Origin of the sequence: Bradyrhizobium sp. JR4.3 (assembly GCF_040547695.1) — a bacterium.
GTDB classification, from domain to species: domain Bacteria; phylum Pseudomonadota; class Alphaproteobacteria; order Rhizobiales; family Xanthobacteraceae; genus Bradyrhizobium; species Bradyrhizobium canariense.
This window is the reverse complement of record NZ_JBEPQF010000049.1, coordinates 23,424-46,474: the sequence shown is the minus strand read 5'-3', so window position 1 is coordinate 46,474 and position 23,051 is coordinate 23,424. Positions and strand designations below refer to the sequence as shown.

Annotated in this window: 23 protein-coding genes; 16 read left to right on the top strand and 7 right to left on the bottom strand. The window is 63.8% G+C overall.

Annotated features, from left to right (window positions below; genetic code table 11):
* Positions 1-103: 103 nt before the first annotated feature.
* Positions 104-679, bottom strand: a complete 576-nt coding sequence (locus ABIB91_RS38400) for a hypothetical protein (RefSeq protein ID WP_007601488.1) — start codon at positions 677-679, stop codon at positions 104-106.
* A gap of 46 nt (positions 680-725) precedes the next feature.
* Positions 726-1,253: a GcrA family cell cycle regulator gene (locus ABIB91_RS38395; RefSeq protein ID WP_354172179.1), complete on the bottom strand. Its 528-nt coding sequence runs from the start codon at positions 1,251-1,253 to the stop codon at positions 726-728.
* Between the two features lie 166 nt (positions 1,254-1,419).
* On the opposite strand from ABIB91_RS38395, the gene ABIB91_RS38390 reads away from it, so the two are divergent.
* Positions 1,420-2,028 (top strand): S24 family peptidase, encoded by a 609-nt coding sequence (locus ABIB91_RS38390; protein ID WP_007601486.1) that lies wholly within the window; start codon positions 1,420-1,422, stop codon positions 2,026-2,028.
* A 96-nt stretch (positions 2,029-2,124) separates the two neighbouring features.
* Positions 2,125-2,400: a hypothetical protein gene (locus ABIB91_RS38385; protein WP_085395314.1), complete on the top strand. Its 276-nt coding sequence runs from the start codon at positions 2,125-2,127 to the stop codon at positions 2,398-2,400.
* Positions 2,401-2,439: 39 nt separating this feature from the next.
* Here ABIB91_RS38385 and ABIB91_RS38380 read toward each other — a convergent pair whose 3' ends face one another.
* Positions 2,440-3,414 carry a quinone oxidoreductase family protein gene (locus tag ABIB91_RS38380; protein ID WP_007601484.1) on the bottom strand — a complete coding sequence of 325 codons (975 nt, stop codon included), beginning with the start codon at positions 3,412-3,414 and terminating at the stop codon, positions 2,440-2,442.
* 224 nt (positions 3,415-3,638) lie between these two features.
* Between ABIB91_RS38380 and ABIB91_RS38375 the strand changes: the two genes are divergently transcribed.
* The 3 genes from ABIB91_RS38375 (at position 3,639) to ABIB91_RS38365 (ending at position 6,316) form a co-directional block, all read left to right on the top strand.
* Positions 3,639-3,839 carry a hypothetical protein gene (locus ABIB91_RS38375; protein WP_007601483.1) on the top strand — a complete coding sequence of 67 codons (201 nt, stop codon included), beginning with the start codon at positions 3,639-3,641 and terminating at the stop codon, positions 3,837-3,839.
* A 147-nt stretch (positions 3,840-3,986) separates the two neighbouring features.
* The gene (locus ABIB91_RS38370; RefSeq protein ID WP_354129180.1) at positions 3,987-4,934 is read left to right on the top strand and encodes an AAA family ATPase; all 948 of its coding nucleotides are present in this window, start codon (positions 3,987-3,989) and stop codon (positions 4,932-4,934) included.
* Between the two features lie 5 nt (positions 4,935-4,939).
* The gene (locus ABIB91_RS38365) at positions 4,940-6,316 is read left to right on the top strand and encodes a vWA domain-containing protein (protein ID WP_007601481.1); all 1,377 of its coding nucleotides are present in this window, start codon (positions 4,940-4,942) and stop codon (positions 6,314-6,316) included.
* 19 nt (positions 6,317-6,335) lie between these two features.
* Here ABIB91_RS38365 and ABIB91_RS38360 read toward each other — a convergent pair whose 3' ends face one another.
* Positions 6,336-6,518, bottom strand: coding sequence for a hypothetical protein (locus tag ABIB91_RS38360; protein WP_007601478.1), 183 nt, complete (start codon positions 6,516-6,518; stop codon positions 6,336-6,338).
* 351 nt (positions 6,519-6,869) lie between these two features.
* Here ABIB91_RS38360 and ABIB91_RS38355 point away from each other — a divergent pair, with 351 nt between their 5' ends.
* Together ABIB91_RS38355 and ABIB91_RS38350 are read left to right on the top strand one after the other, a co-directional pair.
* Positions 6,870-7,091 (top strand): hypothetical protein, encoded by a 222-nt coding sequence (locus ABIB91_RS38355; RefSeq protein ID WP_007601477.1) that lies wholly within the window; start codon positions 6,870-6,872, stop codon positions 7,089-7,091.
* A gap of 215 nt (positions 7,092-7,306) precedes the next feature.
* Positions 7,307-8,626: a dicarboxylate/amino acid:cation symporter gene (locus ABIB91_RS38350; protein WP_354172174.1), complete on the top strand. Its 1,320-nt coding sequence runs from the start codon at positions 7,307-7,309 to the stop codon at positions 8,624-8,626.
* A gap of 10 nt (positions 8,627-8,636) precedes the next feature.
* Here the strand turns inward: ABIB91_RS38350 and ABIB91_RS38345 are convergent, their stop codons facing one another.
* Both ABIB91_RS38345 and ABIB91_RS38340 read right to left on the bottom strand, forming a co-directional pair.
* Positions 8,637-10,010, bottom strand: a complete 1,374-nt coding sequence (locus ABIB91_RS38345) for a hypothetical protein (protein WP_354172172.1) — start codon at positions 10,008-10,010, stop codon at positions 8,637-8,639.
* Positions 10,011-10,106: 96 nt separating this feature from the next.
* A complete protein-coding gene (locus ABIB91_RS38340) occupies positions 10,107-11,366 on the bottom strand; it encodes an allantoate amidohydrolase (protein ID WP_035995577.1) in 1,260 nt (419 codons plus the stop codon).
* 404 nt (positions 11,367-11,770) lie between these two features.
* Between ABIB91_RS38340 and ABIB91_RS38335 the strand changes: the two genes are divergently transcribed.
* The 6 genes from ABIB91_RS38335 to ABIB91_RS38310 are packed head-to-tail and all read left to right on the top strand — an operon-like array spanning position 11,771 to position 17,643.
* Positions 11,771-12,883: a BMP family ABC transporter substrate-binding protein gene (locus ABIB91_RS38335; protein WP_354172170.1), complete on the top strand. Its 1,113-nt coding sequence runs from the start codon at positions 11,771-11,773 to the stop codon at positions 12,881-12,883.
* A complete protein-coding gene (locus ABIB91_RS38330) occupies positions 12,880-13,992 on the top strand; it encodes an ABC transporter permease (protein ID WP_354172168.1) in 1,113 nt (370 codons plus the stop codon). The genes ABIB91_RS38335 and ABIB91_RS38330 overlap by 4 nt, the downstream gene beginning before the upstream one ends.
* A 1-nt stretch (position 13,993) precedes the next feature.
* The gene (locus ABIB91_RS38325; RefSeq protein ID WP_282524256.1) at positions 13,994-14,920 is read left to right on the top strand and encodes an ABC transporter permease; all 927 of its coding nucleotides are present in this window, start codon (positions 13,994-13,996) and stop codon (positions 14,918-14,920) included.
* Positions 14,921-14,931: 11 nt separating this feature from the next.
* Complete coding sequence (gene biuH / locus ABIB91_RS38320; RefSeq protein ID WP_354172166.1) at positions 14,932-15,615, top strand: biuret amidohydrolase; 684 nt, start codon at positions 14,932-14,934, stop codon at positions 15,613-15,615.
* Positions 15,612-17,144, top strand: coding sequence for an ABC transporter ATP-binding protein (locus ABIB91_RS38315; RefSeq protein ID WP_354172164.1), 1,533 nt, complete (start codon positions 15,612-15,614; stop codon positions 17,142-17,144). The genes biuH and ABIB91_RS38315 overlap by 4 nt, the downstream gene beginning before the upstream one ends.
* 13 nt (positions 17,145-17,157) lie before the next feature.
* Entirely contained in the window at positions 17,158-17,643 is a 486-nt protein-coding gene (locus ABIB91_RS38310) for a nucleoside deaminase (protein WP_007601465.1), read from the top strand.
* Positions 17,644-17,770: 127 nt separating this feature from the next.
* Here the strand turns inward: ABIB91_RS38310 and ABIB91_RS38305 are convergent, their stop codons facing one another.
* Positions 17,771-18,880, bottom strand: a complete 1,110-nt coding sequence (locus ABIB91_RS38305; protein WP_007601464.1) for a hypothetical protein — start codon at positions 18,878-18,880, stop codon at positions 17,771-17,773.
* Between the two features lie 571 nt (positions 18,881-19,451).
* On the opposite strand from ABIB91_RS38305, the gene ABIB91_RS38300 reads away from it, so the two are divergent.
* Genes ABIB91_RS38300 through ABIB91_RS38290 form a run of 3 tightly spaced genes read left to right on the top strand, consistent with a single transcriptional unit; the run spans position 19,452 to position 23,002 of the window.
* Positions 19,452-21,023 (top strand): ABC transporter ATP-binding protein, encoded by a 1,572-nt coding sequence (locus tag ABIB91_RS38300; RefSeq protein WP_354172161.1) that lies wholly within the window; start codon positions 19,452-19,454, stop codon positions 21,021-21,023.
* A complete protein-coding gene (locus ABIB91_RS38295) occupies positions 21,007-22,098 on the top strand; it encodes an ABC transporter permease (RefSeq protein ID WP_354172159.1) in 1,092 nt (363 codons plus the stop codon). The genes ABIB91_RS38300 and ABIB91_RS38295 overlap by 17 nt, the downstream gene beginning before the upstream one ends.
* A complete protein-coding gene (locus tag ABIB91_RS38290) occupies positions 22,085-23,002 on the top strand; it encodes an ABC transporter permease (protein ID WP_354172157.1) in 918 nt (305 codons plus the stop codon). The genes ABIB91_RS38295 and ABIB91_RS38290 overlap by 14 nt, the downstream gene beginning before the upstream one ends.
* Positions 23,003-23,051: the final 49 nt, after the last annotated feature.

Below are 23,051 nucleotides of genomic sequence, written 5' to 3'. Positions count from 1 at the left end.
CCCACCCGCCCCGGGGGGGCCCCCCCCCCCCCCCCCCCCCCCACCCCCCCCCCCCCCCCCCCCCCCCCCCCCCCCCGCCCGCGGGCGCCCCCCCCCGCCGGTCTCATTTGTGTTGCCCTGAACGCCGTGTCCCCGTTTCCGTGGCAAAGCCATAGATCAGTGCCAGCCGGTCCAGACATTCACGAAAACGCCGCGCAAAATAGTCGATCCAGCGCTGCGTACGGACGGCGCGACGCTGGCCGATCTCGTCCATGGTCAGGCCCAGCACCAACACGTCGTGCACTAGCGCGGCACCGTCTGTGCCGAGTTCGCGCTCGATCCGGTTCAGCCGCAGCACCGCCTCGCGTTGGCTCTCGGTGACCGGCTCGCGCGTGCGCGCCCCGTCGACATATTCGCGAGTCGGGTCCATTGCCTGAAGGCCTCGTTCGGCCCTCTCCCAATCGTTCTGGAAGGCGCGCCCGCCGCGATACTGTGCCTCGTCGATCTGATGGTGCGCGTGCAGCCGGCCGAGCGGATCGCAGCGGATCGACCGCACGGCCATGATCTTCTCGCCGGGGTCGAGCGCCAGCGGATTGTCCACCTCGACTTCCGCCACCTCCGCATTGAACGGTATCTCACGTGAGCGTCGGTCATAGACATTCGCCAATTTATAGGACCTGTTGCGTCGGACACGTGCCACTCGGATACTCCTTGCGAAATTGACGATTGAACGGGCGGTCGTCAGGTCAGGCGGCAGAGACCAGCCTCAGCACGACGGGGCCGGCGACGCGGGCGGATCCAGCTCCGGCGCGGCGCGTCAGGCGCGCATGCGGCGTGCAATAGCTCGAGCCCGGCTCCCGCGGATGGCCGCAGAAGGTGATCTCCTCCCCGTCCTTGTCGCCGCCATAGGGATAGCGACAGTCCTCGCTAGCGAGTTCGACCAACGGGACCAAGCGGGGCTGGACGCCGACGCAGCGCAACTTGACGGGCGCGGCAGGCTTCATCGCGGATTTCGGCGGCAGGGTCAGCCCCGTGGGGCGGTGCGGCAGGACAAGACAGGCTCCCGACGGCAACGCCGGGACGATCGACGGGCTCGTCGTCCGTATCTGCACGACCAGCGCGAGCCGCTTGGCGCGGCCGACCACCGCGTTGCGCGTGTAAGCCGTTCCAAACCTTGCGTTAATCCGTCTTCCGATCTCCGCATAAGACATTCCCTTGAGAAAATAGTCGCGAAGCGCGTCGGAGTACTCCGACGACCAATGGCCCGGTTCCATGCTGCTGTCCTGTGATGCGCCTCCTCCGATCGCACGATCGCGAGGCGGAGCCCACATTCCGGTATTCCGAAGTCGAAGTCAAGCGACAATTCTGATATTCATAATTGCATCAATTCCGAATTTCGGATTACAAGAGGCGGGACGATGGACAATCGAGGGAATCACCATGTTGGACGCTGCAATGATCGAACGGGGCCTGGAAAAGACGGGCAAGAGCAAGGGTGGCCTGGCGGCTGCCATGGGCGTTCGCCCCGGCGCTGTCTCGGAGATCCTCGGCGGCGAGCGCCTTGTGAAGGCTTCGGAAATCATCCCGATCATGGAATATCTCGAGCTCAATCTCGCGCCGATCATGGGTCGCGTCGGGGCCGGTGCCGTGATCGAGCCGGATTATGAGCAGGTTCCCCCGGAAGGCCTTGGCGACATCGCGCTGCCCTTTCCGATCATGGAGGAGACCATCGCATTCGAGATCGTGGGCGATTCGATGCTGCCCAAATACGAGAGCGGCGACGTCATCGTGGTCTACAAGGACCAGCGCCATCCGCTGTCGAGCTTCTACGGCGAGGAGGCCGTGGTCCGGCTCAAGACCGGCGAGCGCTATCTGAAGACTATCGAGCGGGGTAAATCCCCCTCCGTCGTCAATCTCACCAGCTTCAATGCCAAGCAGATCGTCGGCGTGAAACTGGAGTGGGTCGGCGAGATCTGCCTGTCCATGCCCAAGGGGCAGCTGGAGCGGTTGCGCGCCAAGTCGGCGCGCCCTCGCAAGCGGAGCAAGTAGGCTCTAATTCCGTTTTTTCGAAATGCACCTTGACTTGATTCCGTTTTTCGGAAATACTCTGCCGTGCCCGACCATGGGGCACGGCAGGATCGTTTCATGCAGTATTTCGTCGTGATGATCGACTATGGGCGCCGCGGCCGGGAAGCGGTCGTCGACCCTGAAATCACCAGGCGCGAGGTCATTTCCCGCGTCGCCTCAGGTGAGTATCGGAATATCTCGTTCATCCAGGAGATCGTGGAGAACTCGGTCGAAGACGTGACCGAGGCGATCCTCGCCGAGGCTGCCCTGCCCCGGATCCCGCCCGAAGAAGTCGACCTCCAGGCCCTGCGCCTCGATCACGCCCGCGATCTGCGCAAGCATGAGCGGACGTGACGCAGGCCCAAGCGGCTTGCGCCACAGCCCGTTCGGAGATCACACCGTGAGAACGGTTGATCCCGTGGTCTTGCGCGCGGCGAGATCGGCATGGGCTTTGGCGGCGTCCTTCAGTGGATAGGTCTGGTGCACCTCGATCTTGACCGCGCCGGACTTGACGACGTCGAACAGCTCGCCTGCCATCGCGACCAGGCTTTCACGCTTGGCGGCGTAGGTGAACAGCGTCGGTCGGGTGACGTAGAGCGAGCCCTTCTGCGCGAGCAAACCGAGATTGAGCGGCTCGACAGCGCCGGAGGACGCACCGAACAGCGCGGCGACTCCGAGCGGCGCGAGGCAGTCGAGCGACTTCAAGAACGTATCCTTGCCGACGGAGTCATAGACCACCGGCACCTTTTTGCCGCCAGTGATTTCGTCCACGCGCTTCACGAAATCCTCGTGGCTATAGATGATGACATGGTCGCAGCCATGCGCCTTGGCGAGCTTGGCCTTCTCGTCGTTGCTGACGGTGCCGATCACGGTCGCGCCGAGATGCTTGGCCCACTGGCAGAGAATCAGGCCGACGCCACCGGCGGCCGCATGGAGCAGGATGGTGTCGCCGGCCTTCACGCGATAGGTCTGCCGGATCAGATATTGCGTGGTGAGCCCCTTCAGCATCATCGCCGCCGCGGTCTTGTCGTCGATACTGTCCGGCAGCTTCAGCAGTCGGTCGGCCGGGATCAGCCGCGCCTCGGAATAGGCGCCGAGCGGCGAGGCGCCGTAGGCGACGCGATCGCCCGGCTTCACATCGGTGACACCGGGCCCGACCTCCTCGACGACGCCAGCAGCCTCGCTACCAAGCCCGCTCGGCAGTTGCGCCGGGTAAAGGCCCGAACGGTTGTAGATATCGACGAAGTTGAGACCGACGGCGGTATGGCGGATTCGCGCCTCGCCCGGTCCGGGCTTGCCGACACTGACCTCCTCCCAGACCAGCACTTCCGGACCACCGGTCTTGTGAAAGCGAATGGCATGCGTCATGGGCGTTGCTCCCTTATCGTTGAGGTCAGAGTCCGAATACCGGATCGGGCTTTTGAAATAGGTATTTGGTCCGCCCGTCACAGTACAGAGACGTAACAAGAATGTCACAGCGAACGACAAACCTCCGCTGTTCCGCCTCTGTTCGAAAGAGTTGATGTCGGCCTTGCGCCGGCCGGCAGTAGCCTTCGCGCGGGTTTGGAGGTCGTCTGCGAAGGAGAGCCGAGATGCCAGCTTATGTAAAGCATCATCAGGATATCGAGATCGCGCCTGTGATTTGCCCCGCTTGCATGGGGTTCCTTCCGATGTATGTGCGCGAGGTCGAACCGCATTGGAGTCTTGCCAAGATCGACTTCGTCTATGAATGCGCAGATTGCGGCGCCGAGGTCAGACAGACGATCCGCAAGCCGGAGTTGCTGCGGCACTGATCGCGCGGCCGGTAGCCGCCCGACTATTTGCGTTGAGCGGAAGAAACGCCCATTGGCGCGGGTCTGGCCTCTCCCAAACGAGGCTTGTTCTTTGCCGTGAACGCAGGCAGAACAAGCCTCAATCAAGACCTTTGGGAGCGCCTTCTCGTGGCTGAACAGAAGCCCTCGACAGCGATCGAGGCAGTGGAGAGCGGCCTCGCCGCGCAAGGCTACATCGCGAGCCGGCAGATCGCGACCGCCGTGTATTTGTCGCAACAGATCGAGAAGCCGATCCTGGTCGAAGGGCCCGCGGGCGTCGGCAAGACCGAGCTTGCCAAGGCGATCGCGGCCTGGCGCGGCCTGAAGATGATCCGCCTGCAATGCTACGAAGGCCTCGACGAGGCCAAGGCGCTCTATGAATGGAAATACGCCAAGCAGCTTCTCTACACGCAGATCCTCAAGGACAAGCTCGGCGAAGTCCTGGGCGGCGCGCAGACTCTGCACGCTGCACTTAATCAGCTCCACGATTTCGGCGACGTGTTCTTCTCAAAGGAGTTTGTCGAGCCGCGGCCGCTGCTGCAAGCGCTGGAGCAGCCGGGCGGCTGCGTGCTCCTGATCGACGAGATCGACAAGTCGGATGCGGAGTTCGAATCGTTGCTGCTGGAAATTCTCTCCGATTTCCAGGTCACGATCCCCGAACTCGGCACCGTCTCCGCAATCACGCCGCCAACGGTGATCCTCACCTCCAACAGCGAGCGCGATCTCGGCGATGCCCTGAAGCGGCGCTGCCTGCATCTGCACATCGGCTTCCCCGAGCAGCGGCTCGAGGAGCGCATCGTCGAGAGCCGCGTCCCCAACATCTCGCAGACGCTGCGGCGGCAGATGGTCGGCTTCATCCACGAAATCCGCTCGCTCGACCTGAAGAAGCTGCCTTCAGTCAGCGAGACCATCGACTGGGCGCGCGTGCTGGTGCTCTTGCAGGCCTCGGAGCTCGACAGCGAGATCGTCAAGGACACGCTCAACGTGCTCCTGAAATACGAGGCCGACATCGAGGCGGCTCAGCCTCAGATTACGACCTTCATTGCCAAGGCAGCACGATCCAACGTCTTCGGTTGACGCCGATGCGCGAGAATATTCATCGTTTTTTCCGTGCGGCACGGGGCGCCGGCGTCCATGTCTCGCCTGCCGAAAGCATCGATGCGATGCGCGCGGTCGCGCAGGTCGGCGTTTCCGACCGGACCATCCTGCGCGATGCGCTCCTTCTGACGCTCGCCAAGTCGCAGGACGAAAAGCTCGCGCTCGGTGACTGCTTCGACCTGTTCTTCAGCCAGCCGGAGCCGCGGCAGGAACAATCTGAAGCCGACAGCAACGATGTTTCGGAGGACGCGGATCAATCTCCATCATCTGGTGAGGCCAGCGATGCAAGCGGCGGTTCGCCTCCCGCAGAATTGGGCCCCCTCGCGCAGATGCTGCTGTCGCAGGATCGCAACGCGATCACCGCCGCGATCGCCAGCGCCTCAGGTGCGGCCTCCCTGTCCGACATCCGCTACTCCACCCAGCGCGGCATCTTCTCCAGCCGCATCCTCGACGCCATGGGGCTCCAGCGGCTACGCGACGATCTCGACGAGCTGACCCCGACCAATCCCGCACTGGCCGAGCGGCTTCGCGCCGCGCTCGATGCCTTGCGCGAAGCCGTTCGCGACACCGTCGCGCAGGGGCTTGCGCTCTATGCCCGCGAGGAGGCTGAAAACCTCCGCAACGAGATTCTGCGCAACGCGCCGCTTGCCCGCATCGAGCGGCGCCATGTCGCGGAGATGCGCGCTCTCATCCGCCAGATCGCACGGCGCCTGCGCGAGCGCTATTCGAAACCACGCAAGCGCCAACGGCGCGGTCATCTCGACGTCCGCCGCACGCTGCGCCGGAACGCCGCCTGGGGCGGCATCCCCTTTCTCACAGCCTGGAAGCGCAAGCATCGCGACCGGCCGAAGATCGTGGCGCTCTGCGATGTCTCGGGCTCAGTCGCGCAGGTCTCGGATTTCTTCCTGCTCCTGATCCATTCGCTGCACGAGGTCGTCGACGACGTCCATTCCTTCGCCTTCTCCTCGCATCTGATCGAAGTCAGCGACATCCTTGAATCGAAACCGCCGGAAGAGGCGATGGCCGAGATCATGTCCAAGGTCGGCTTCGGCTCCTCCGACTACGGCTCTTCGCTGGTCGATTTCGAGAAGGAGTTCATGAGCGCGCTGACGCCGCAGACCACGGTGATCGTGCTGGGCGATGCCCGCAGCAACAATCTCGATCCGCGCGCCGACATCCTGCGCCGCATCTCGGAGCGCTCGAAACGGCTGGTGTGGCTCAATCCCGAAGGACGTCTCGCCTGGGGCTTTGGCGATTCCGAGATGCCGCGCTATGCGACCTTCTGCAGCGTGGTGCGCCAGTGCGCGACCGCGCAGCAGCTCGAGCGCGCGGTGTCCGATATTGTGGCGACTTATCAGTAGGCCTTACCCACAGCCGACGTCAGTTTCGCACCAGCTCCGTCTGAGCCACATTGCACTCCCGGAAATGATAGGCGATCTCGTCAAGCGCGCGCTGCTCCCATTCTTGAGCTTGCGCAAGCCAGAAAACCCGGCGCTGGAAATCAAGCGCGGCGCGCTCCCGGCACAGGGATTCCTGACTGCGAATTTCGACCAGTCTGTTCATGCACTCCACTCCTGCCGTGTGAAGCTATTCCCCGCGAATCAGCGTAACAAAATCTCCAACCCTTCGTCTCATGATTTCTGTGCATATTGCGACGCAGAATGGGACAGCAGCGCTTCCCGTGCAGTGCGGTTGTTCGCGGACCAACATCAAGCCCACATCATCAATATGTGATCGAGGCTCCGGACGATCCTAGTGATCGAGCGGTCTTAACTCTTGTGGCGCAATGGCGTGCAGCAATTTGTGAAGAGAAGTTCTAAATACCTCACCGAATTCCCGACTCATTGTCGTCGCACGGTCTTCATGCAGCGCCACTAACAGAGGCGCACGAACGGCACTATGGCTTGAGGCAGCATGAGCAGCGACATCGACTTCGATCTTTCGCCAGACCAATGGGAGGTCCTGAAGGCGCTTCGCAATCCGGTGTCGAACGGTCGCCTTTCCAAGGCCTATCTCATCGAGAGCCTCGTCAAGCTCGGTCTTGTCGTCGTCTGCGACGGCGTCCCGGTCATGACCCCGAATGGACGCAAGGTGCTGGTACGCGGATCGTGTCGGCTGCTAGATCTCGCGGCGTGACGCGGCCACCCGCGTGCGGAACGTGACCGTAGGACCGCAAAATCGCCTGTCCAGTGACCGACGGCACCTCGAACGGTTTCCCGGTGCCGATGCGGATGCCCGGTCGCACCGCAAAAGCGACCAAATAGACCTCCTCCTCAGCGAAAACCGCGACAATCTGGCACGCTAGTTGCTCCTTTCGACGATCGAGACGTCGTCAAAACGGGGGAGTCACCATGTCGACCATTACCGCGGCCCCGGCCGCCGAGCCAAAGCCGCTCTACACATCGCTGTTCGTCCAGGTCCTGGCCGCGCTGATCCTCGGCATCATCCTGGGTGTGGCCGCGCCGGATTTTGCCATCTCCCTCAAGATCCTGAGCGACGCCTTCCTGAAGCTGATTTCGATGATCGTGGCGCCGATCGTGTTCTGCGTCGTCGTGCACGGCATTGCCGGCGCGGGCGACCTCAAGAAGGTCGGACGGGTCGGCGTCAAGGCGCTGGTCTATTTCGAGGTGATGACCACAGTCGCGCTCGTGGTAGGTCTCATCCTGGCCTACACTTTCGGCCCCGGCCACGGCATGAACATCGATCCCTCGACGCTGGACGCCAAGGCCCTCAATACCTATGCCGACAACGCCCACAAGCTTCAGGGCGGCGGCATCGGCTCCTTCCTCCTCAACGTAATCCCGAGCACCTCGTTCGACGCGTTGTCGCGCAACGACGTGCTCCAGGTGCTGTTCTTCGCCGTGCTGTTCGGCGTAGGCCTCGCACTGGTCGGCGGCGAGAAAGGCAAGCTCGTCACGTCGATGATCGATGCCGCCTCGACCGTGCTGTTCCGCGTCATGGGGCTTATCGTCCGCGTTGCTCCACTCGGCGTGCTCGGCGCAGTCGCCTACACCGTCGGCAAATACGGCGTCGGCTCGCTCAAGCAGCTCGTCTCACTGGTGGCGCTGTTCTACGTCTCGGTCGGCATCTTCGTGCTGGGCGTGCTCGGCGGCGTCATGGCGCTCGCCGGCATCAACATCCTCAAATTCCTCGCCTACCTGCGCGAGGAGTTGACCATCGTGCTCGCGACCGCCTCGTCCGACGCCGTGCTGCCGCAGATCATGAAGAAGCTGGAGCGGATGGGCGTGAAGGATTCCGTCGTCGGCCTCGTCATCCCGACCGGATATTCCTTCAACCTCGACGCCTTCTCGATCTACCTCACGCTCGCAGTCGTTTTCATCGCGCAGGCGACCAACACGCCGCTGTCCTTCGGCGATCTCCTGCTGGTGCTCGGCGTCTCCCTGATCACCTCGAAGGGCGCGCATGGCGTGCCGGGCTCCGCGATCGTGATTCTGGCGGCGACGCTGAACGCGGTGCCGAGCATCCCTGCGATCGGCCTCGTGCTGGTTTTGTCGGTCGACTGGTTCATCGGCATGGCTCGCGCGGTCGGCAACCTCACCGGCAATTGCGTTGCGACCGTGGTTGTGGCCGCCTGGGAAGGCGACCTTGACCGCGCCAAGGCGGCCAAGGTGCTCGACGGTGGCGAGCTTGTGGACGTGACGGCGGGGTAATGACCGCCGTTCAGTCATTCCACTGGAGGAGCGGCGTTCCATGCGCCCTCCTCCAGACGGAGAGGAAACGCGGAAACCAGGAGTGGGCCACGGCCCCCTTGTAAGCCCAGGTGCGATATTTCAGGCCCTGTTCCGAGATCAGTTCCTGATAGCCGCCGTGGACCTCGGTCGCGGTGCGAATGTCCTTCAGAATTCCCTGGGCGCAGGATCGGTAGGTATCGCTCCCCGAGAATTCGTCATAATCCAGCATGCGATCCGCGAACTCGACGTTGAACGTCGGCCAGGAGGAACGTCCCTGGTAGGCGGGAGCCGCGATCTTGTGGATCATCTTGTTCCGCGGATTATCCGCGGACACCAGGAAGTGGAATGTGCTGGGGATGCGAAAGCGCGGCTCCGCAATGATCAGATCCGCCGTGGCCGCGAACAGCGCGCGCTCGGCCGGCTCGCTCATATCCCAGAAGCCGCGATGCACACTGGCGAAATCCAGCGCGACCGAGGACGCCGGCGGGCCCGTGGGGCCGTCCAGGGAATGGCTGATATAGCCGTCCTTGCCGAACAGGCGGAGCAGGTCCCTCTTGTACTGCGCCAGGTCGCGTCCGAGCCGCCGCTTCAGCTCGTTCTCGTCGACGATTCCGAGCTGCACGCCCCACACGAACGTCGTGTAGACGCAGGCATTGGTGACGAAACGCCTGCGCTCGGCGCGCGTGTCGGTTGCCGCGGAGCGCGGAGCACTGGCGTCGCACAGCAAATAGGTGGAGCCATCATCATTGAACGGTTCGAGCTCGCTTGCGAGCTGGAGGATCGCACGCTTCAGATCGCCGCAATATTCGGCCAGCAGCAGGCGGCCGGCATGCGCGCATTGCGACATCGCCAGATAGGATGACGCTCTCTCCTCGGCCGAGATCATCTGCCGCAGGCCGGCCAGAATGCCGAGCAGCGTATCCGAAGGGCGCGAGAAATAGTTCACGCCGAGATACCGGGCGCGCCCGGCCGGGACGATGGTCGTCGTGACGACGTTGGCGCGAACCGCTTCCAGCAGCAGCCGGACGCTCTTGTCGAGCAGACGAGCCCGGCGCACCGCATCCTGCGAATCCATGATGGTGTCGGGATCGAGGATGTCGGGATAGAACCAGGCGAAGTCGCGCGGATAATACGCAGAGGCGTGCGGCGCGCCGGTGACGAGAAAGGACTCAGATACCGCAAAGGCACTGTCCATCGAGTGCCGGTAAAGGTCCTCGATGGACGTGAACGGATGATGCGACTTCCTCAGGAATCGATCACCGAGAAAGTTCACCGCCTGAAGCGCGTTGGCAACGAAGGTCGCCGTCAGGCCTTGGTAAAACCGGTTTCCGCGATGAGATGGAGAAGAGATGCCGCTGTTCATAGGCGCCGTCGAATGGGTCTCGTGGTCCGGCGGGAGGCCGTCGCGGCTCCAGACCTGTCTGATTCGTGTCTCTATCCCGTGACTTGCGGGCTCAGTTTAGCCTTCCCGCGGCCGAAAGTTCTCGATCACGCGCAGCAACACCCGCGCGCCGGCGTCGGCATCGGCGAGCTCGACATGCTCGTCCGGGTGATGGCTGATGCCGCCGCGGCAGCGGACGAAGATCATGGCGACATCGGCAATATCGATCATGGCCATGCCGTCATGCCCGGCCCCGCTCGGCAGCTCGAAGACGGAAAAACCTTCCGCTTTGATCGCCTGCGCGATCTGCTCCTTGAGCCAGGGCGCACAAGGCGCGGTGCGGTTCTCGTGGGTGACGTCGAGCTGAAGCGTCAATTGACGCCGCTTTGCGATGGCTTCGATTTGCCTGACGGCATCGGCGACCGCGCGCTTGCGGTGCATGTCGGTCGGCGCCCGCATGTCGATGGTGAACGACACCTCGCCCGGAATGACGTTGGTCGCGCCGGGCCTCGCCTGGATGTAGCCGACGGTGCCGACCAGCCCGCCTTCGTCGGTGCGGCAAAACTGCTCGATCGCGCCGATGCATTCGGCCGCGCCCGCCAACGCATCGCGCCGGAGCGCCATCGGCACCGTGCCCGCGTGCCCCGCCATGCCGGTCAGCCGCGCGGCAAGCCGTGTCGCGCCCGCGATCGCGGTGACCACCCCGACGGGCAGGTTTTGCGCTTCCAGCACCGGCCCTTGCTCGATGTGCAGCTCGAGATAGGCAAGCAGCTCGCGCCGGGCCCGAGCGGCCGCGCCGATATGATCGGGATCGAGCCCGAACTGCACCAGCGCATCGCGCATGGCGACGCCATCGCTGTCGCGTGTGTTGAGGACGCTTTCGTCAAAAGTGCCGGCTACCGCGCGGCTGCCGAGCAGGGTCGAGGCAAAGCGCACCCCTTCCTCATCCGCAAAACCGACGATTTCGATCGCGAACGGCAGGCGCTTGCCGCGGCGGTTGAGATCGGCGACGCAGGCGATCGCCGTGATCACGCCCAGTGGCCCGTCCCATTTGCCGGCATCGCGGACGGTGTCGTAGTGCGAGCCGAGCATCAGGCAAGGCGCGCCAGGCCGCTCACCTTCGTAGCGCCCGCAGACATTGCCGATCGCGTCGAGACGCGCACTCATGCCGGCGTCGCGCATCCAGCTCAGGATGAGGTCCGCCGCCTTGCGCAGCTCGCTGGTCAGATAGACGCGGGTGAGCTTGTCGCCTTCTTCCGAGATCGCCGCGAGCTCGTTGATCCCTCGCACGATCTCTTCGCCGAGCGAACCATTCTGAACGGCGTTACCAGCAGCCATCTCGGCGAGCTTTCCATCTCTTGGGACCGCGGCGACGGCGGTCCTGGCGGCAATCGATTCAAGTTCGGTGCCAGCGAAATCACGCTGCCGACGCCGGTCCAAGCAGCGCGTGGTTAGCATGGAATGCCGCCGCCGGCAGACCGCCCGGCCCTCGTCATGCACATGTTCAAGCCGGGTAAGACCTGCTTAACTCCATTGCATACAACTATAAAATAATGCCTATAATTTCATCTGCTGCTTTCATGCTCAGGTTCGGAACACATGAAATAACAATATATTTCCAATGGCTTATTCGGAAATGCTCTCTCAATAGCCTCTGGCACGAAGCTTGCGACAATTGATCCCGGGCTCCGCCAGACCGGCGCAGCGAGATGAGGCGGTGCATCCGCCAAGGGGAGCAAGCAATGGAATTTGGCAGGATCTCACGACGTCATTTGTTGCAGGGCGGTGCGGCCGTCACCCTCGGTGCGGCGACGGGCATTCGTCCCGTCTTCGCGGCCGAGATCACCATCGGATTCATCTACGTCGGCTCGCGCGACGACTATGGCTACAACCAGGCGCATGCGCAGGGCGCGGCGGCGCTGAAGAAGATTCCCGGCCTCAAAGTCGTGGAAGAAGAGAAGGTGCCCGAGACCGACGCGGTCGAGAAGACGATCGAGTCCATGATCAATCTCGACGGCGCCACCCTGCTCTTCCCGACCTCGTTCGGTTACTACAATCCGCACATGGTCAAGATGGCCAACAAATTCCCGAAGCTGCACTTCGAGCATTGTGGCGGCCTGTGGAGCGACAAGGACCCGAAGAACGCCGGCAGCTATTTCGGCTATATCGATGAAGCCCAGTACATCTCGGGCATCGTCGCCGGCTATAGCTCCAAGAGCGGCAAGCTCGGCTTCGTCGCCGCCAAGCCGATCCCGCAAGTGCTGCGCAACATCAACGCATTCGCGCTCGGCGCGAGGCTTGCCAATCCCAAGGCCACCACGCAGGTCATCTTCACCGGTGACTGGTCGATGCCGGTCAAGGAAGCCGAGGCCACCAACAGCCTGATCGATCAGGGCGTCGACGTCCTCACTTGCCATGTCGACGGTCCGAAGACCATGGTCGAGAACGCCGCGCGTCGGGGCGCCATGGTGTGCGGCTATCACGTCAACCAGTCGCCGCTCGCGCCGAAGGCGTATCTCACGGGCGCCGAGTGGAACTGGGAAGCGCTGTACCCCAAATTCGTCAAGATGATCGCCGCCGGCGAGAGCATCCCGAACTTCTATCGCGGCGGCCTCAAGGAAGAGATCGTCAAGACCTCGCCCTATGGCGAAGCGGTCTCCGCCGAGGCGCGCAAGCACGCCGACGACGTCAAGGCCAAGTTCTTGTCCGGTGACGGCTACGCCATCTTCAAGGGAGGGCTGGTCGACAACAAGGGCAAGACGGTGATCGCGGCCGGCACCGATCGCGGCCAGAAGGACCCCGAACTCGAGAAGATGGACTATCTCGTGGAGGGCGTGGTCGGGGCGACTTCGTGACGGCGGAAGCTGCGGATCCCGTTGAAGCGGTCGGGACAGTTGCCCCGGCCGCCGATCCGGGATTCCTCCAGCGTCACGGCGGAGCGATCGAATATATCCTGATCCCGGGCGCGGCGCTGGCCGGCGCGCTCGTGGTCTTCGGCATCTTCGTCGCGATGTTCGGCAAGAACCCGCTCGACCTCTATTTCTACATGTACTACGGCGCGTTCGGCACCTGGTTCTCATGGCAGAACACGCTGACGCGCGCGGCGCCGCTGATCCTCACCGCGCTCTGCACGGCGCTGCCTGCGCAGCTCGGCATGGTCATCATCGGCGGCGAAGGCGCACTCCTGATCGGCGCGCTGTCGGCAACCAGCGCAGCACTGGTGCTTCAGGGCATGCCGCCGCTGATCGTTCAGATCGCCATGGTCGTCGGCGGCGTGATCGGCGGTGGCCTGTGGGTCATGCTTTCGGGCGCGCTGCGGCAATATCGCGGCGTCAACGAGACGATATCGAGCCTGTTGCTCGTCTACATCGCGCTCGCGGTCCTCAACCATCTCGTCGAAGGCGCGATGCGCGACCCCGCCAGCCTCAACAAGCCGTCGACCCGCGAGATCGGCGCGGCCAACATGATCGGATCGATCCCCGGCACCGACGTGCATTGGGGTCTGGTGTTCGGCCTGATCGCCGCGATTGCCGCCTATATCCTGATCTATCACACCGTATTCGGCTTCGCCGCGCGCGTTGCCGGCGGCAACATCCGCGCTGCGAAGATCGTCGGTCTCAATGTCAGCAAGCTGATCCTGACCGTCTGCTTCCTCGCCGGCGGCGCCGCTGGCCTTGCCGGCATGGTCGAGGTCGCCGCCGTGCAGGGGCGCACCAATGCCAACCTCGCCGCAGGCTACGGCTTCACAGGGATTCTCGTCGCCTTCCTGGCGCGGCAAAATCCGCTCGCCATTATCCCCGTCGCGATCCTGCTCGGGGGTATCAGCGCCAGCGGCGGGCTGTTGCAGCGCCGCCTCGGATTGCCGGATGCATCCGTGCTGGTGCTGCAAGGCATCATCTTCGTCTTCGTGCTGGCCAGCGATGCGCTCTATGGCCGCATCGGGTTTCTGAAGGGAAAGTCCTGAGATGGCAGACGGCTCGATCGGACTCTGGACCGTCCCACTCGCCGTGCTCGGCGGCGCCATTCGCGTCTCGACGCCGTTCCTGTTCGTGAGCCTGGGCGAATGCATCACCGAGCGCTCCGGCCGCATCAATCTCGGCCTCGAGGGCACGCTGGTGATGGGCGCGATGAGCGCCTACGGCATTTCCTACCTCACGGGATCGCCGTGGCTGGGCGTGCTCGCCGCTGGCATTACCGGTGCGCTTCTGGGCGCCCTGCATGCCGGCATCTGCTCACTGCCGCGCGTCAACGACATTGCGGTCGGCATCGCGCTGATGCTGTTCGGCACCGGCCTAGCTTTCTATCTCGGCAAACCGTTGATCGAGCCGACAGCGCCTCGACTGCCCGCAATCGATTTCGGCTGGTGGAGCGACATTCCGCAGGTACGGGCGGCCCTACGGGTCAACGTGCTGTTCCTGATCGGCGTCGCGCTCGCGCCAATTCTCTACTGGGCCTTCCGGACCACGCGCTGGGGCCTCCTGATCCGCACCGCCGGCGAGAGTTCGGACGCTGCGCGTGCGATGGGCCACTCCGTGCTGCTGATCCGCCTGCGCGCGACCATGGTCGGCGGCTTCCTCGCCGGCATCGGCGGTTCGTTCCTGTCGCTGTTCTATCCCGGAAGCTGGAACGAGGGCCTGTCCTCGGGCCAGGGCATCACGGCCGTGGCGCTCGTGATCTTCGCGCGCTGGGACCCGATGCTGTGTCTGTGGGCCTCGCTCGCCTTTGGCGGTGCTGCAGCACTGGGCCCGGCGCTGCAATCGGTCGGCGTCACCTCCGGCTACCACCTCTTCAACGCCGCACCCTACATCCTGACGCTGGCGATCATGATCATCACCTGCTCGCCGAAACGCACGCTGACCGGAGCCCCGGCCGAATTGTCGATCACCCGCTAGAGAGCGAAACCATGCCCGAGCGCACCATCAAGTCCGATCCGTATGCCTGGCCCTATAACGGCGATCTCCGCCCCGAGAACACCGCGCTCATCATCATCGACATGCAGACCGATTTCTGCGGCGTCGGCGGCTATGTCGACAAGATGGGCTATGACCTGTCCCTAACGCGGGCGCCGATCGAGCCGATCAAGAAATTGCTGACAGCTATGCGCGTCCAAGGCTTTCACATCATCCATACCCGCGAAGGCCACCGTCCCGATCTCTCGGATCTGCCCGCCAACAAGCGCTGGCGTTCCCGGCAGATCGGCGCCGGCATTGGCGATCCCGGCCCGTGCGGCCGCATCCTGGTGCGCGGCGAGCCCGGGTGGGACATCATCCCGGAGCTCGCGCCGCTGCCTGGCGAACCCATCATCGACAAACCCGGCAAGGGCTCGTTCTGCGCCACCGATCTGGAGCTGATTCTGCGCGTGCGCGGCATCGAGAACATCGTGCTCACCGGGATCACCACCGACGTTTGCGTTCACACCACCATGCGTGAGGCCAACGACCGCGGCTTCGAATGCGTGCTGTTGCATGACTGCTGCGGTGCGACCGACAAGAGCAATCACGAGCACGCGCTGAAGATGATCAAGATGCAGGGCGGCGTGTTCGGTGCGGTCTCGACCTCCGACGCTTTCATCGGAGAGATTTCGTGATCGTCGGCGAAACGCCGCCGCCCTCGGGCGCCTTCGGCATCGATGCCATCGCCATGACCATGCGCTTCGGTGATTTCCTGGCGCTGGACAATGTCGCGCTGAAAGTGCGGCCGGGTTCGTTCCATGCGCTGCTCGGCGAGAACGGCGCCGGCAAGTCGACCCTCGTCAAATGCATCATGGGCTACTATCACGCCACCGAAGGCGACATCCTCGTCGGGGGGCGCGAGCAGGCGATCGGCAATCCGAAGGACGCCCACGCCCTCGGCCTCGGCATGGTCTACCAGCATTTCACGCTGGTGCCGGCGATGACGGTCGCCGAAAATCTGGTGCTGGCGCGCGATGACGTGCCGGCCGTCGTGAACTGGCCGAAAGAGATGAAGGAGCTCGAGGCCTTTCTCGCGCGCATGCCGTTCAAGGTGCCGCTCAGCTCAAGAGTCTCCGACATCTCCGCGGGCGAACGGCAGAAATGCGAGATCCTCAAGCAGCTCTACCTGAAGCGCCGCTTCCTGATCCTGGACGAACCGACATCAGTGCTGACGCCTGCGGAAGCCGACGAAGTGCTCGGCATGCTCCGCGACATGGTCGTCAAGGGCGAGCTCACCATCCTGATGATCACGCACAAGTTCCGCGAGGTCATGGCCTTCGCCGACGACGTCACGATCCTGCGCCGCGGCAAGCTCGCCGGCGCCGGCAAGGTTTCCGAACTGACGCCGGACGCGATGGCGCGCACCATGATCGGCGCCGAGGAGCTGACGGTACAGCCGCCGCGCACCGGTGAGGCTGGCAAGGCGAGGCTGGAGCTGGCGAAGATGCGCGCGCGCGACGACGCCGGCGCCATCGCCGTGCACGACGTCTCCCTCACGGTCCGTGCCGGCGAGATCGTCGGCATCGCCGGCGTCTCCGGCAACGGCCAGCGCCAGCTCGTCGAGGTGCTGGCCGGGCAGCGCGAAGCTGAAAGTGGCGAGATCCGCGTCGCCGGCGATCCCTATCATGCCAGCCGCGAGGAGATGCGGCGGCACAATATGTCGCTCCTGCCGGAGGAGCCGCTGAAGAACGCCTGTGTCGGCGGCATGAGTGTCGCCGACAACATCGCCTTCCGCGAGTTCGACCGCGCGCCCTTCGCAAGCGGCGGCTGGTGGCTCAACCGCGGCGCCTTCCGCGTCGACGCCGGGAAGAAGATCGCCCAGTACAAGATCAAGACCCGCACGCCTGACACGCCGATCTCGGCATTGTCGGGCGGCAATGTCCAGCGCGCCGTGCTGGCCCGCGAGCTCGGCGGCGACGTCGAGGTGCTGATCGCAGCCAATCCCTGTTTCGGGCTCGATTTCGCAGCGGTGGCGCAAATCCATGCCGAGATCATGGCCGCGCGTAACCGCGGCGCCGCGGTGCTGTTGGTCAGCGAGGACCTCGACGAACTCCTTGAACTCTCCGATCGGCTGGTGGTGATGTTCCACGGCGAATTCGTGTATGAAGCACGGACCAGCGAAGCCGATCTGACCGTTGTCGGCCGGCATATGGCGGGGCATTGACCAGGGAAGAGCGATGAGCGGCGGGTCCGAGCGCGACGAGCACTTCCTCCGCCTTTCGTTTGCGGTCGCCCGCCGTTCCCTCACCCACGGCAATCATCCCTTCGGTTGCATCGTCGTCGATGCTGAAGGCAAGATGCTGATCGAGGCCGAGAACGGCTACATGCCGGATCACGACGGCACCGCGCATGCCGAGCGCCTCGCCGCCACGCAGGCCTGCCGCACGCTCGGACGCGAGGTGTTGGCGAAGGCCACGCTCTATTCCTCCGCCGAGCCCTGCGCGATGTGCGCCGGCGCGATCTACTGGGCCGGCATCGGTCGTGTCGTCTATGGGCTCAGCGAGCACCGCCTGCGCGGCATCACCGGCGATCATCCGGAGAACCCGACGCTCGACCTGCCCTGTCGCGAGGTCTTTGCCAGTGGCCAGCGGCCGACAGAGGTTGCGGGGCCGCTGCTCGAAGACGAGGCCGAAGCGCTGCACGATGGCGTGTGGACGAAGTAGCAAACACCAATTCAATTTCGTAGAGCGCGCCGACGGCTCATCCCCTACGTTCCTACCCACAAACGAAGATGACGCCGCGGAGGTTTGACGCGGCGCCATCGTCGTTCACCTGAAGCGTGTCAGGTGGCTAGAACTTCACAGTGACACCGGAGTAGAGCGAGGACTCGGTGCAGGAGCCGGTGCTCACCCTCGCGCCACCGGCCAGGGTGGTGCAGGCCACGGCGTTGTTGTGATCGAGGCCGAACTTGTTCTGCCAATAGCGGTAGGCGACCCAGACGTCCACGAAGTGCGAGTACTTCTCACCCCAAACCGCCTTCGAAGCATCGAGGGTCAGGCGGATCGGCTCGGAGTTGAACTCGACCTTGGTGGGATAGACGCCGTTGGCGACGCTGGCGGGAAGCGGCTCAGTGTCGGTGCCCTTCTTGCCGTACCACGCCGCGCGGCCGCTGATCGAGAAATACTGCATGTTCTGCGGCAGGAAGCCGAGGTCCATATAGTAGTTGGTTTCGATCGCCCAGGTCGGCTTGAACGACGTGTTGCCGTCGGCAATACACGGAGCGGACCAACCGGCGCCGCACTGCGAGAAGGAGTTGTGGTTGGCGAACTCCCAGTACACGAGCGGCGCGACGTTGAAGTAGCCCTTATAGGGAAGATCGAAGGCGAACTGCAGACCGGCGACGACGTCGCGCTTGGCGGCGCCGAAATACCGGTTCTCCGTGTTGGCATCCATGCCAACCTCGAACGAGATGTTATGCAGCGGGCCCTGCGTGAAGGCCTTGGTGTTGAAGATCTCGTTCCAGCCGAAGGTCGAGCGGAAAAGGCCGTAGATTTCTGTCGCGCCGGCACAGCTCGTCGGCGTCGCTGCGAAGCCCGCAGCCGGCGAAACGACCACGCCTGTGGCGGTACACGGGCCTGCCGGATCGTTGTGGTCCGACTTGAACATCGAGATGGTGAAGAAATTGGTGCCGTAGGTCCAGGCATCGAAGTGGGTGAAGGAGTAGACCTGCTTCGTCGTCTTGGCGTTGATCACGCCGTTGGTGTTGGTGAACGCACCGGGCTGCGAGGCATTGAAGATATAGGAGAAGGTGACGCGGTCGTCGATCACCAGGAAGAACGGAAGGTCGGCCGCTTTCTTGGCAGCCTTGACCGGCAGATCCGCCGCCTGAGCCAGGCCACTGGTAGCAACCGTAGCAAGTGACAGCGCGCCTGCTGCAATTGCCTTGAAACGAAACGACATCCTGAATACCCCCAAGTTTGGACACGTAAAAATGAACGTCCCTTGGGTGCGACACTTGCGCCGATCTCCCGGAGTGAGAAGCCTCAACTTGTTTCAAGGCATGCCGCTTGTTTGCACAGGGCGCTGCGTTTCACCGGCGGATTTGGAAGGCCAAAGTCACCGCCACGCCGTCGGGCGAGAGTGGCCATTGCCGGATATTCCCATTTGATTTCGCTCGCCTTTTCATGTCGGCCGGACAATGCAGACAAGATGGGCGGGAGCCACTGTCGAGGTGTTCGCAAATGCATACGCTCGATGGCGCGTCTCTGCTCAACTTCACGCCAAGCCTGCATAGCGGGTTCCGATTTGGCTTGAGCCGTCACAAATTTGCAACAGGCGTTACACGCAAGCCGTGACTGCCAAGGCTGCTCGGAAGGTATCTGAGGACGATCGCCACTGGCGAGAGCCGCGACTCGCCGACACCTCGTGCTGCCGAAGCGTTGAGCAAGGGATGACGCTTTTTCACACCTTACGCGGCGGTTCAAACTAGCTCAGTATTGAGGCACTTCTCCCCATGCAAGCGCATCAGCGAATGTTGGATTCAACGACTAACGGCCTGCATTCCGGCGAGTCCCCGCTCCTCAGGACGATCGGGCTTACCAAGCGCTATGGGGATTTCCTCGCCAACGATGCCATCGACATCGATATCTGGCCAACGGAAATCCACGCGCTGCTGGGCGAGAACGGCGCCGGCAAGTCGACGCTGGTCAAGGCGATTTACGGGCTGATCCAGCCCAGCGCCGGCCAGATTTGCTGGCAGGGGGAGCCGATCGTGCTGTCCGGTCCCTCGGAAGCGCGCAGCCGCGGCATTGGTATGGTGTTCCAGCATTTCTCGTTGTTCGACAATCTCACCGTCGCTGAGAACGTTGCGCTCGGCCTCGACGGGAAAGAATCTTTCAAGGACATGTCGGCGCGGCTCGAGCAGGTGTCGAAGACTTATGGATTGCCGCTCGATCCCAAACGCGAGGTCTGGCAATTGTCCGTCGGCGAGCGCCAGCGCATCGAGATCGTCCGCGCGCTGATGCAGGATCCGCAATTCCTGATCCTTGACGAGCCCACCGCGGTGCTGACGCCACAGGAAGCCGACCAGCTCTTCGTCGTGCTGGAGCGGCTCAAGGCCGAAGGTCGCGCCATCCTCTATATCAGCCACAAGCTCGAAGAGGTGAAGCGCCTGTGCGACACGGCAACGATCCTGCGCGGCGGCAAGAAGGTGGAGACCTGCAATCCCAGGCTTGAGACCGCCGCTTCGCTCGCGCGCATGATGGTCGGCGGCGAGATCAAGGAGGTGAAGGCGGCCGCCGGCCGGCAGACCACGGTGCCGCGCCTCGTCGTCAACGATCTCTCGCTCGCCCCCGGCGAGGCGCATGGCGTGCGGCTCGAGCACATCTCGTTCGAGTTGAAAGGCGGCGAGATCCTCGGCATCGCCGGGGTCGCCGGCAACGGCCAAGACGAACTGTTCGCCGCGCTGTCCGGCGAACGCCTGTCGAAGGATCCCGGCACGATCGTGATCGAAGGCCTTGCTGCCGGCCATCTCTCGATCACGCAGCGCCGCAAGCTCGGCGCGGCTTTCGTTCCCGAGGAGCGGCTCGGCCACGGCACCGCGCCGCGCATGAAACTTTCGGAGAATGCGCTGCTCACCGGGCACGCCGCCAGCGGCATGGTCCATCACGGCTTCATCGATACTGCGGCCACCCTGAAGACGGTCGACCGCGCAACCGAGACCTTCGACGTCCGCAAGGCCAAGCGCGATCCGGAAGCAGCATCCCTCTCCGGCGGCAATTTGCAAAAATTCATCGTGGGACGCGAGATCCTGCGCAATCCCGCGGTGCTGGTGGTGAGCCAACCGACCTGGGGCGTCGACGCCGGTGCAGCCGCCGTCATCCGCCAGGCGCTGCTTGATCTCGCAACCGCAGGCGCTGCCGTGCTCGTGACCAGCCAGGACCTCGACGAACTCGCGGAAATCGCCGACCGCATCGCGGTGATGTTCCATGGCCATCTGTCCGCACCGCTCGCCACCAGCGAGGCGACGCGCGAAAAACTCGGCCTGTTGATGGGCGGCAGCACGCTGGAGCCGAGGGAGGCCGCGCATGCAGTTGGTGCTTGAGAAGCGCGCCGAGCGCTCCAACACGATCGCGCTGATCTCTCCGCTGATCGCGATCGGCCTCACGATCGTGACCATGGTCATCCTGTTCGCGATCCTTGGCAAGAATCCGCTGCTCGCGCTGCACGCGTATTTCATCGCGCCTTTGACCGACAGCTATTCGCTGCAGGAAATCGCGGTGAAGGCGACACCGCTGGTGATGATCGCGATCGGGCTGTCGCTCTGCTATCTCGCCAATGCCTGGAACATCGGCGCCGAAGGGCAGTTCCTGATCGGCGCGGTCGCCGGAAGCTGGATTGCGGTGAAGACGCAGGGCACCGACGCTGGCATCTGGGTGCTGCCGGTCATGCTGGTGCTCGCCGCTGCCGCAGGCGCGCTCTACGCGCTGATCCCGGCAATCTGCAAGGTGAAGTTCGGCGCCAGCGAGATCCTGACCAGCCTGATGCTGGTCTATGTCGCCGATCTCTTCCTCGACTATCTCGTGCGCGGCCCCTGGCGCGATCCGCACGGTTTCAACTTCCCGACCACCGCCGAGTTCGATCCGGTCGCAACGGTGCCGCTGCTGATCGAAGGCGGCCGGCTGCATCTTGGCTCCATCATCGCCCTTCTTGTCGTCGCGGCGGTGGCGATCCTGCTCGGGCGAACGATCAAGGGATTCGAGATTCGCGTGGTCGGTGCGGCGCCCCGCGCCGCACGGTTCGGCGGCTTCAATTCCAACCAGTTGATCATCCTGACCTTCGCCGTCTCGGGCGCGCTGGCGGGTCTCGCCGGCATCATCGAGGTCGCAGGTCCGGTCGGGCATCTCCAGCCCGGCATCTCGCCGGGTTACGGTTTTACCGCGATCATCGTCGCCTTTCTCGGCCGGCTGAACCCGCTTGGAATATTAATTGCAGGCCTTTTTCTCGCGTTGACCTTTATCGGCGGCGAGCAGGCGCAGATCGCGATGAAGATCCCGTTGGACGTCACCAAGGTTTTTCAAGGCATCCTGCTGTTTTACGTGCTCGCCTGCGATTCCCTCATTCTCTACCGCTTCAAGCTGGTCTTCCCGAACCGACAGGTGGCTCGTGGAACTCATTGAAGCCATCATCCTCGCGGTGCTCGCCGCCTCGACGCCGCTCCTGATCGCGGCGACCGGCGAGCTCGTGACCGAGCGATCCGGCGTGCTCAATCTCGGTGTCGAGGGCATGATGATCGTCGGCGCCGCATGTGGCTTTGCAGGTGCGTGGCTGACCGGCTCGATCTTTATTGGCGCACTGTTCGGCATCGTCGCCGGCACGTTGATGTCACTGGTCTTCGCACTGATGGCGCTCGGGCTTGCGGTCAACCAGGTTGCGACAGGGCTGGCGCTGACCATCCTGGGCGTCGGACTCTCCGGCCTGATCGGCGCCGGTTTCGTCGGCGAGCGCATCACGCCGGCGCTGCATCTCAACATTCCCGGTCTCACGGATATTCCGCTGGTCGGCCGCGTGTTGTTCGGCGAGGACGCCTTCGTCTATTTCTCGCTGGCGCTGGTCGCCGGCGTCTGGTGGTTCCTGTACCGCACGCGGCCAGGATTGATCCTGCGCTCCTGCGGCGACAACCACGTGTCTGCGCATGCACTCGGCTACCCCGTGCTGCGCATCCGCACCTTCGCCGTGATGTTCGGCGGCGCCTGCGCCGGACTTGCCGGCGCTTATCTGCCGCTCGCCTATACGCCGTTCTTCATTCCGGGCATGACCGCAGGCCGCGGCTGGATCGCGCTGGCGCTGGTGGTGTTCTCGTCCTGGCGGCCGGGCCGCCTCGTGGTCGGCGCGTATCTATTCGGCGCGGTGACGATCCTGCAGCTGCACGCGCAGGGCTGGGGCGTCGGCATTCCCTCGCAGTTGATGTCGGCGCTGCCTTACCTTGCGACTGTCATCGTCCTGGTCCTGCTCTCCCGCGCGCGCACGGGCGGATCCACCGCACCGGCTGCGCTTGGCACCGTGTTCGTGCCTGACCGCTAGCGTTTCATTTCCGGGGCGGGCGCGATGGGGCGCGCACGTTGCGGATCGT

Coding starts and splice junctions, on each gene's coding strand:
- ABIB91_RS38365 (WP_007601481.1), top strand. CDS start 4,940: ATGCGCGAGAATATTCATCGTTTTTTCCGTGCGGCACGGGGCGCCGGC.
- ABIB91_RS38350 (WP_354172174.1), top strand. CDS start 7,307: ATGTCGACCATTACCGCGGCCCCGGCCGCCGAGCCAAAGCCGCTCTAC.
- ABIB91_RS38295 (WP_354172159.1), top strand. CDS start 21,007: ATGCAGTTGGTGCTTGAGAAGCGCGCCGAGCGCTCCAACACGATCGCG.
- ABIB91_RS38300 (WP_354172161.1), top strand. CDS start 19,452: ATGTTGGATTCAACGACTAACGGCCTGCATTCCGGCGAGTCCCCGCTC.
- ABIB91_RS38385 (WP_085395314.1), top strand. CDS start 2,125: ATGCAGTATTTCGTCGTGATGATCGACTATGGGCGCCGCGGCCGGGAA.
- ABIB91_RS38345 (WP_354172172.1), bottom strand. CDS start 10,010: ATGAACAGCGGCATCTCTTCTCCATCTCATCGCGGAAACCGGTTTTAC.
- ABIB91_RS38340 (WP_035995577.1), bottom strand. CDS start 11,366: ATGGCTGCTGGTAACGCCGTTCAGAATGGTTCGCTCGGCGAAGAGATC.
- ABIB91_RS38305 (WP_007601464.1), bottom strand. CDS start 18,880: ATGTCGTTTCGTTTCAAGGCAATTGCAGCAGGCGCGCTGTCACTTGCT.
- ABIB91_RS38325 (WP_282524256.1), top strand. CDS start 13,994: ATGGCAGACGGCTCGATCGGACTCTGGACCGTCCCACTCGCCGTGCTC.
- ABIB91_RS38390 (WP_007601486.1), top strand. CDS start 1,420: ATGTTGGACGCTGCAATGATCGAACGGGGCCTGGAAAAGACGGGCAAG.
- biuH (WP_354172166.1), top strand. CDS start 14,932: ATGCCCGAGCGCACCATCAAGTCCGATCCGTATGCCTGGCCCTATAAC.
- ABIB91_RS38360 (WP_007601478.1), bottom strand. CDS start 6,518: ATGAACAGACTGGTCGAAATTCGCAGTCAGGAATCCCTGTGCCGGGAG.
- ABIB91_RS38335 (WP_354172170.1), top strand. CDS start 11,771: ATGGAATTTGGCAGGATCTCACGACGTCATTTGTTGCAGGGCGGTGCG.
- ABIB91_RS38395 (WP_354172179.1), bottom strand. CDS start 1,253: ATGGAACCGGGCCATTGGTCGTCGGAGTACTCCGACGCGCTTCGCGAC.
- ABIB91_RS38375 (WP_007601483.1), top strand. CDS start 3,639: ATGCCAGCTTATGTAAAGCATCATCAGGATATCGAGATCGCGCCTGTG.
- ABIB91_RS38355 (WP_007601477.1), top strand. CDS start 6,870: ATGAGCAGCGACATCGACTTCGATCTTTCGCCAGACCAATGGGAGGTC.
- ABIB91_RS38380 (WP_007601484.1), bottom strand. CDS start 3,414: ATGACGCATGCCATTCGCTTTCACAAGACCGGTGGTCCGGAAGTGCTG.
- ABIB91_RS38310 (WP_007601465.1), top strand. CDS start 17,158: ATGAGCGGCGGGTCCGAGCGCGACGAGCACTTCCTCCGCCTTTCGTTT.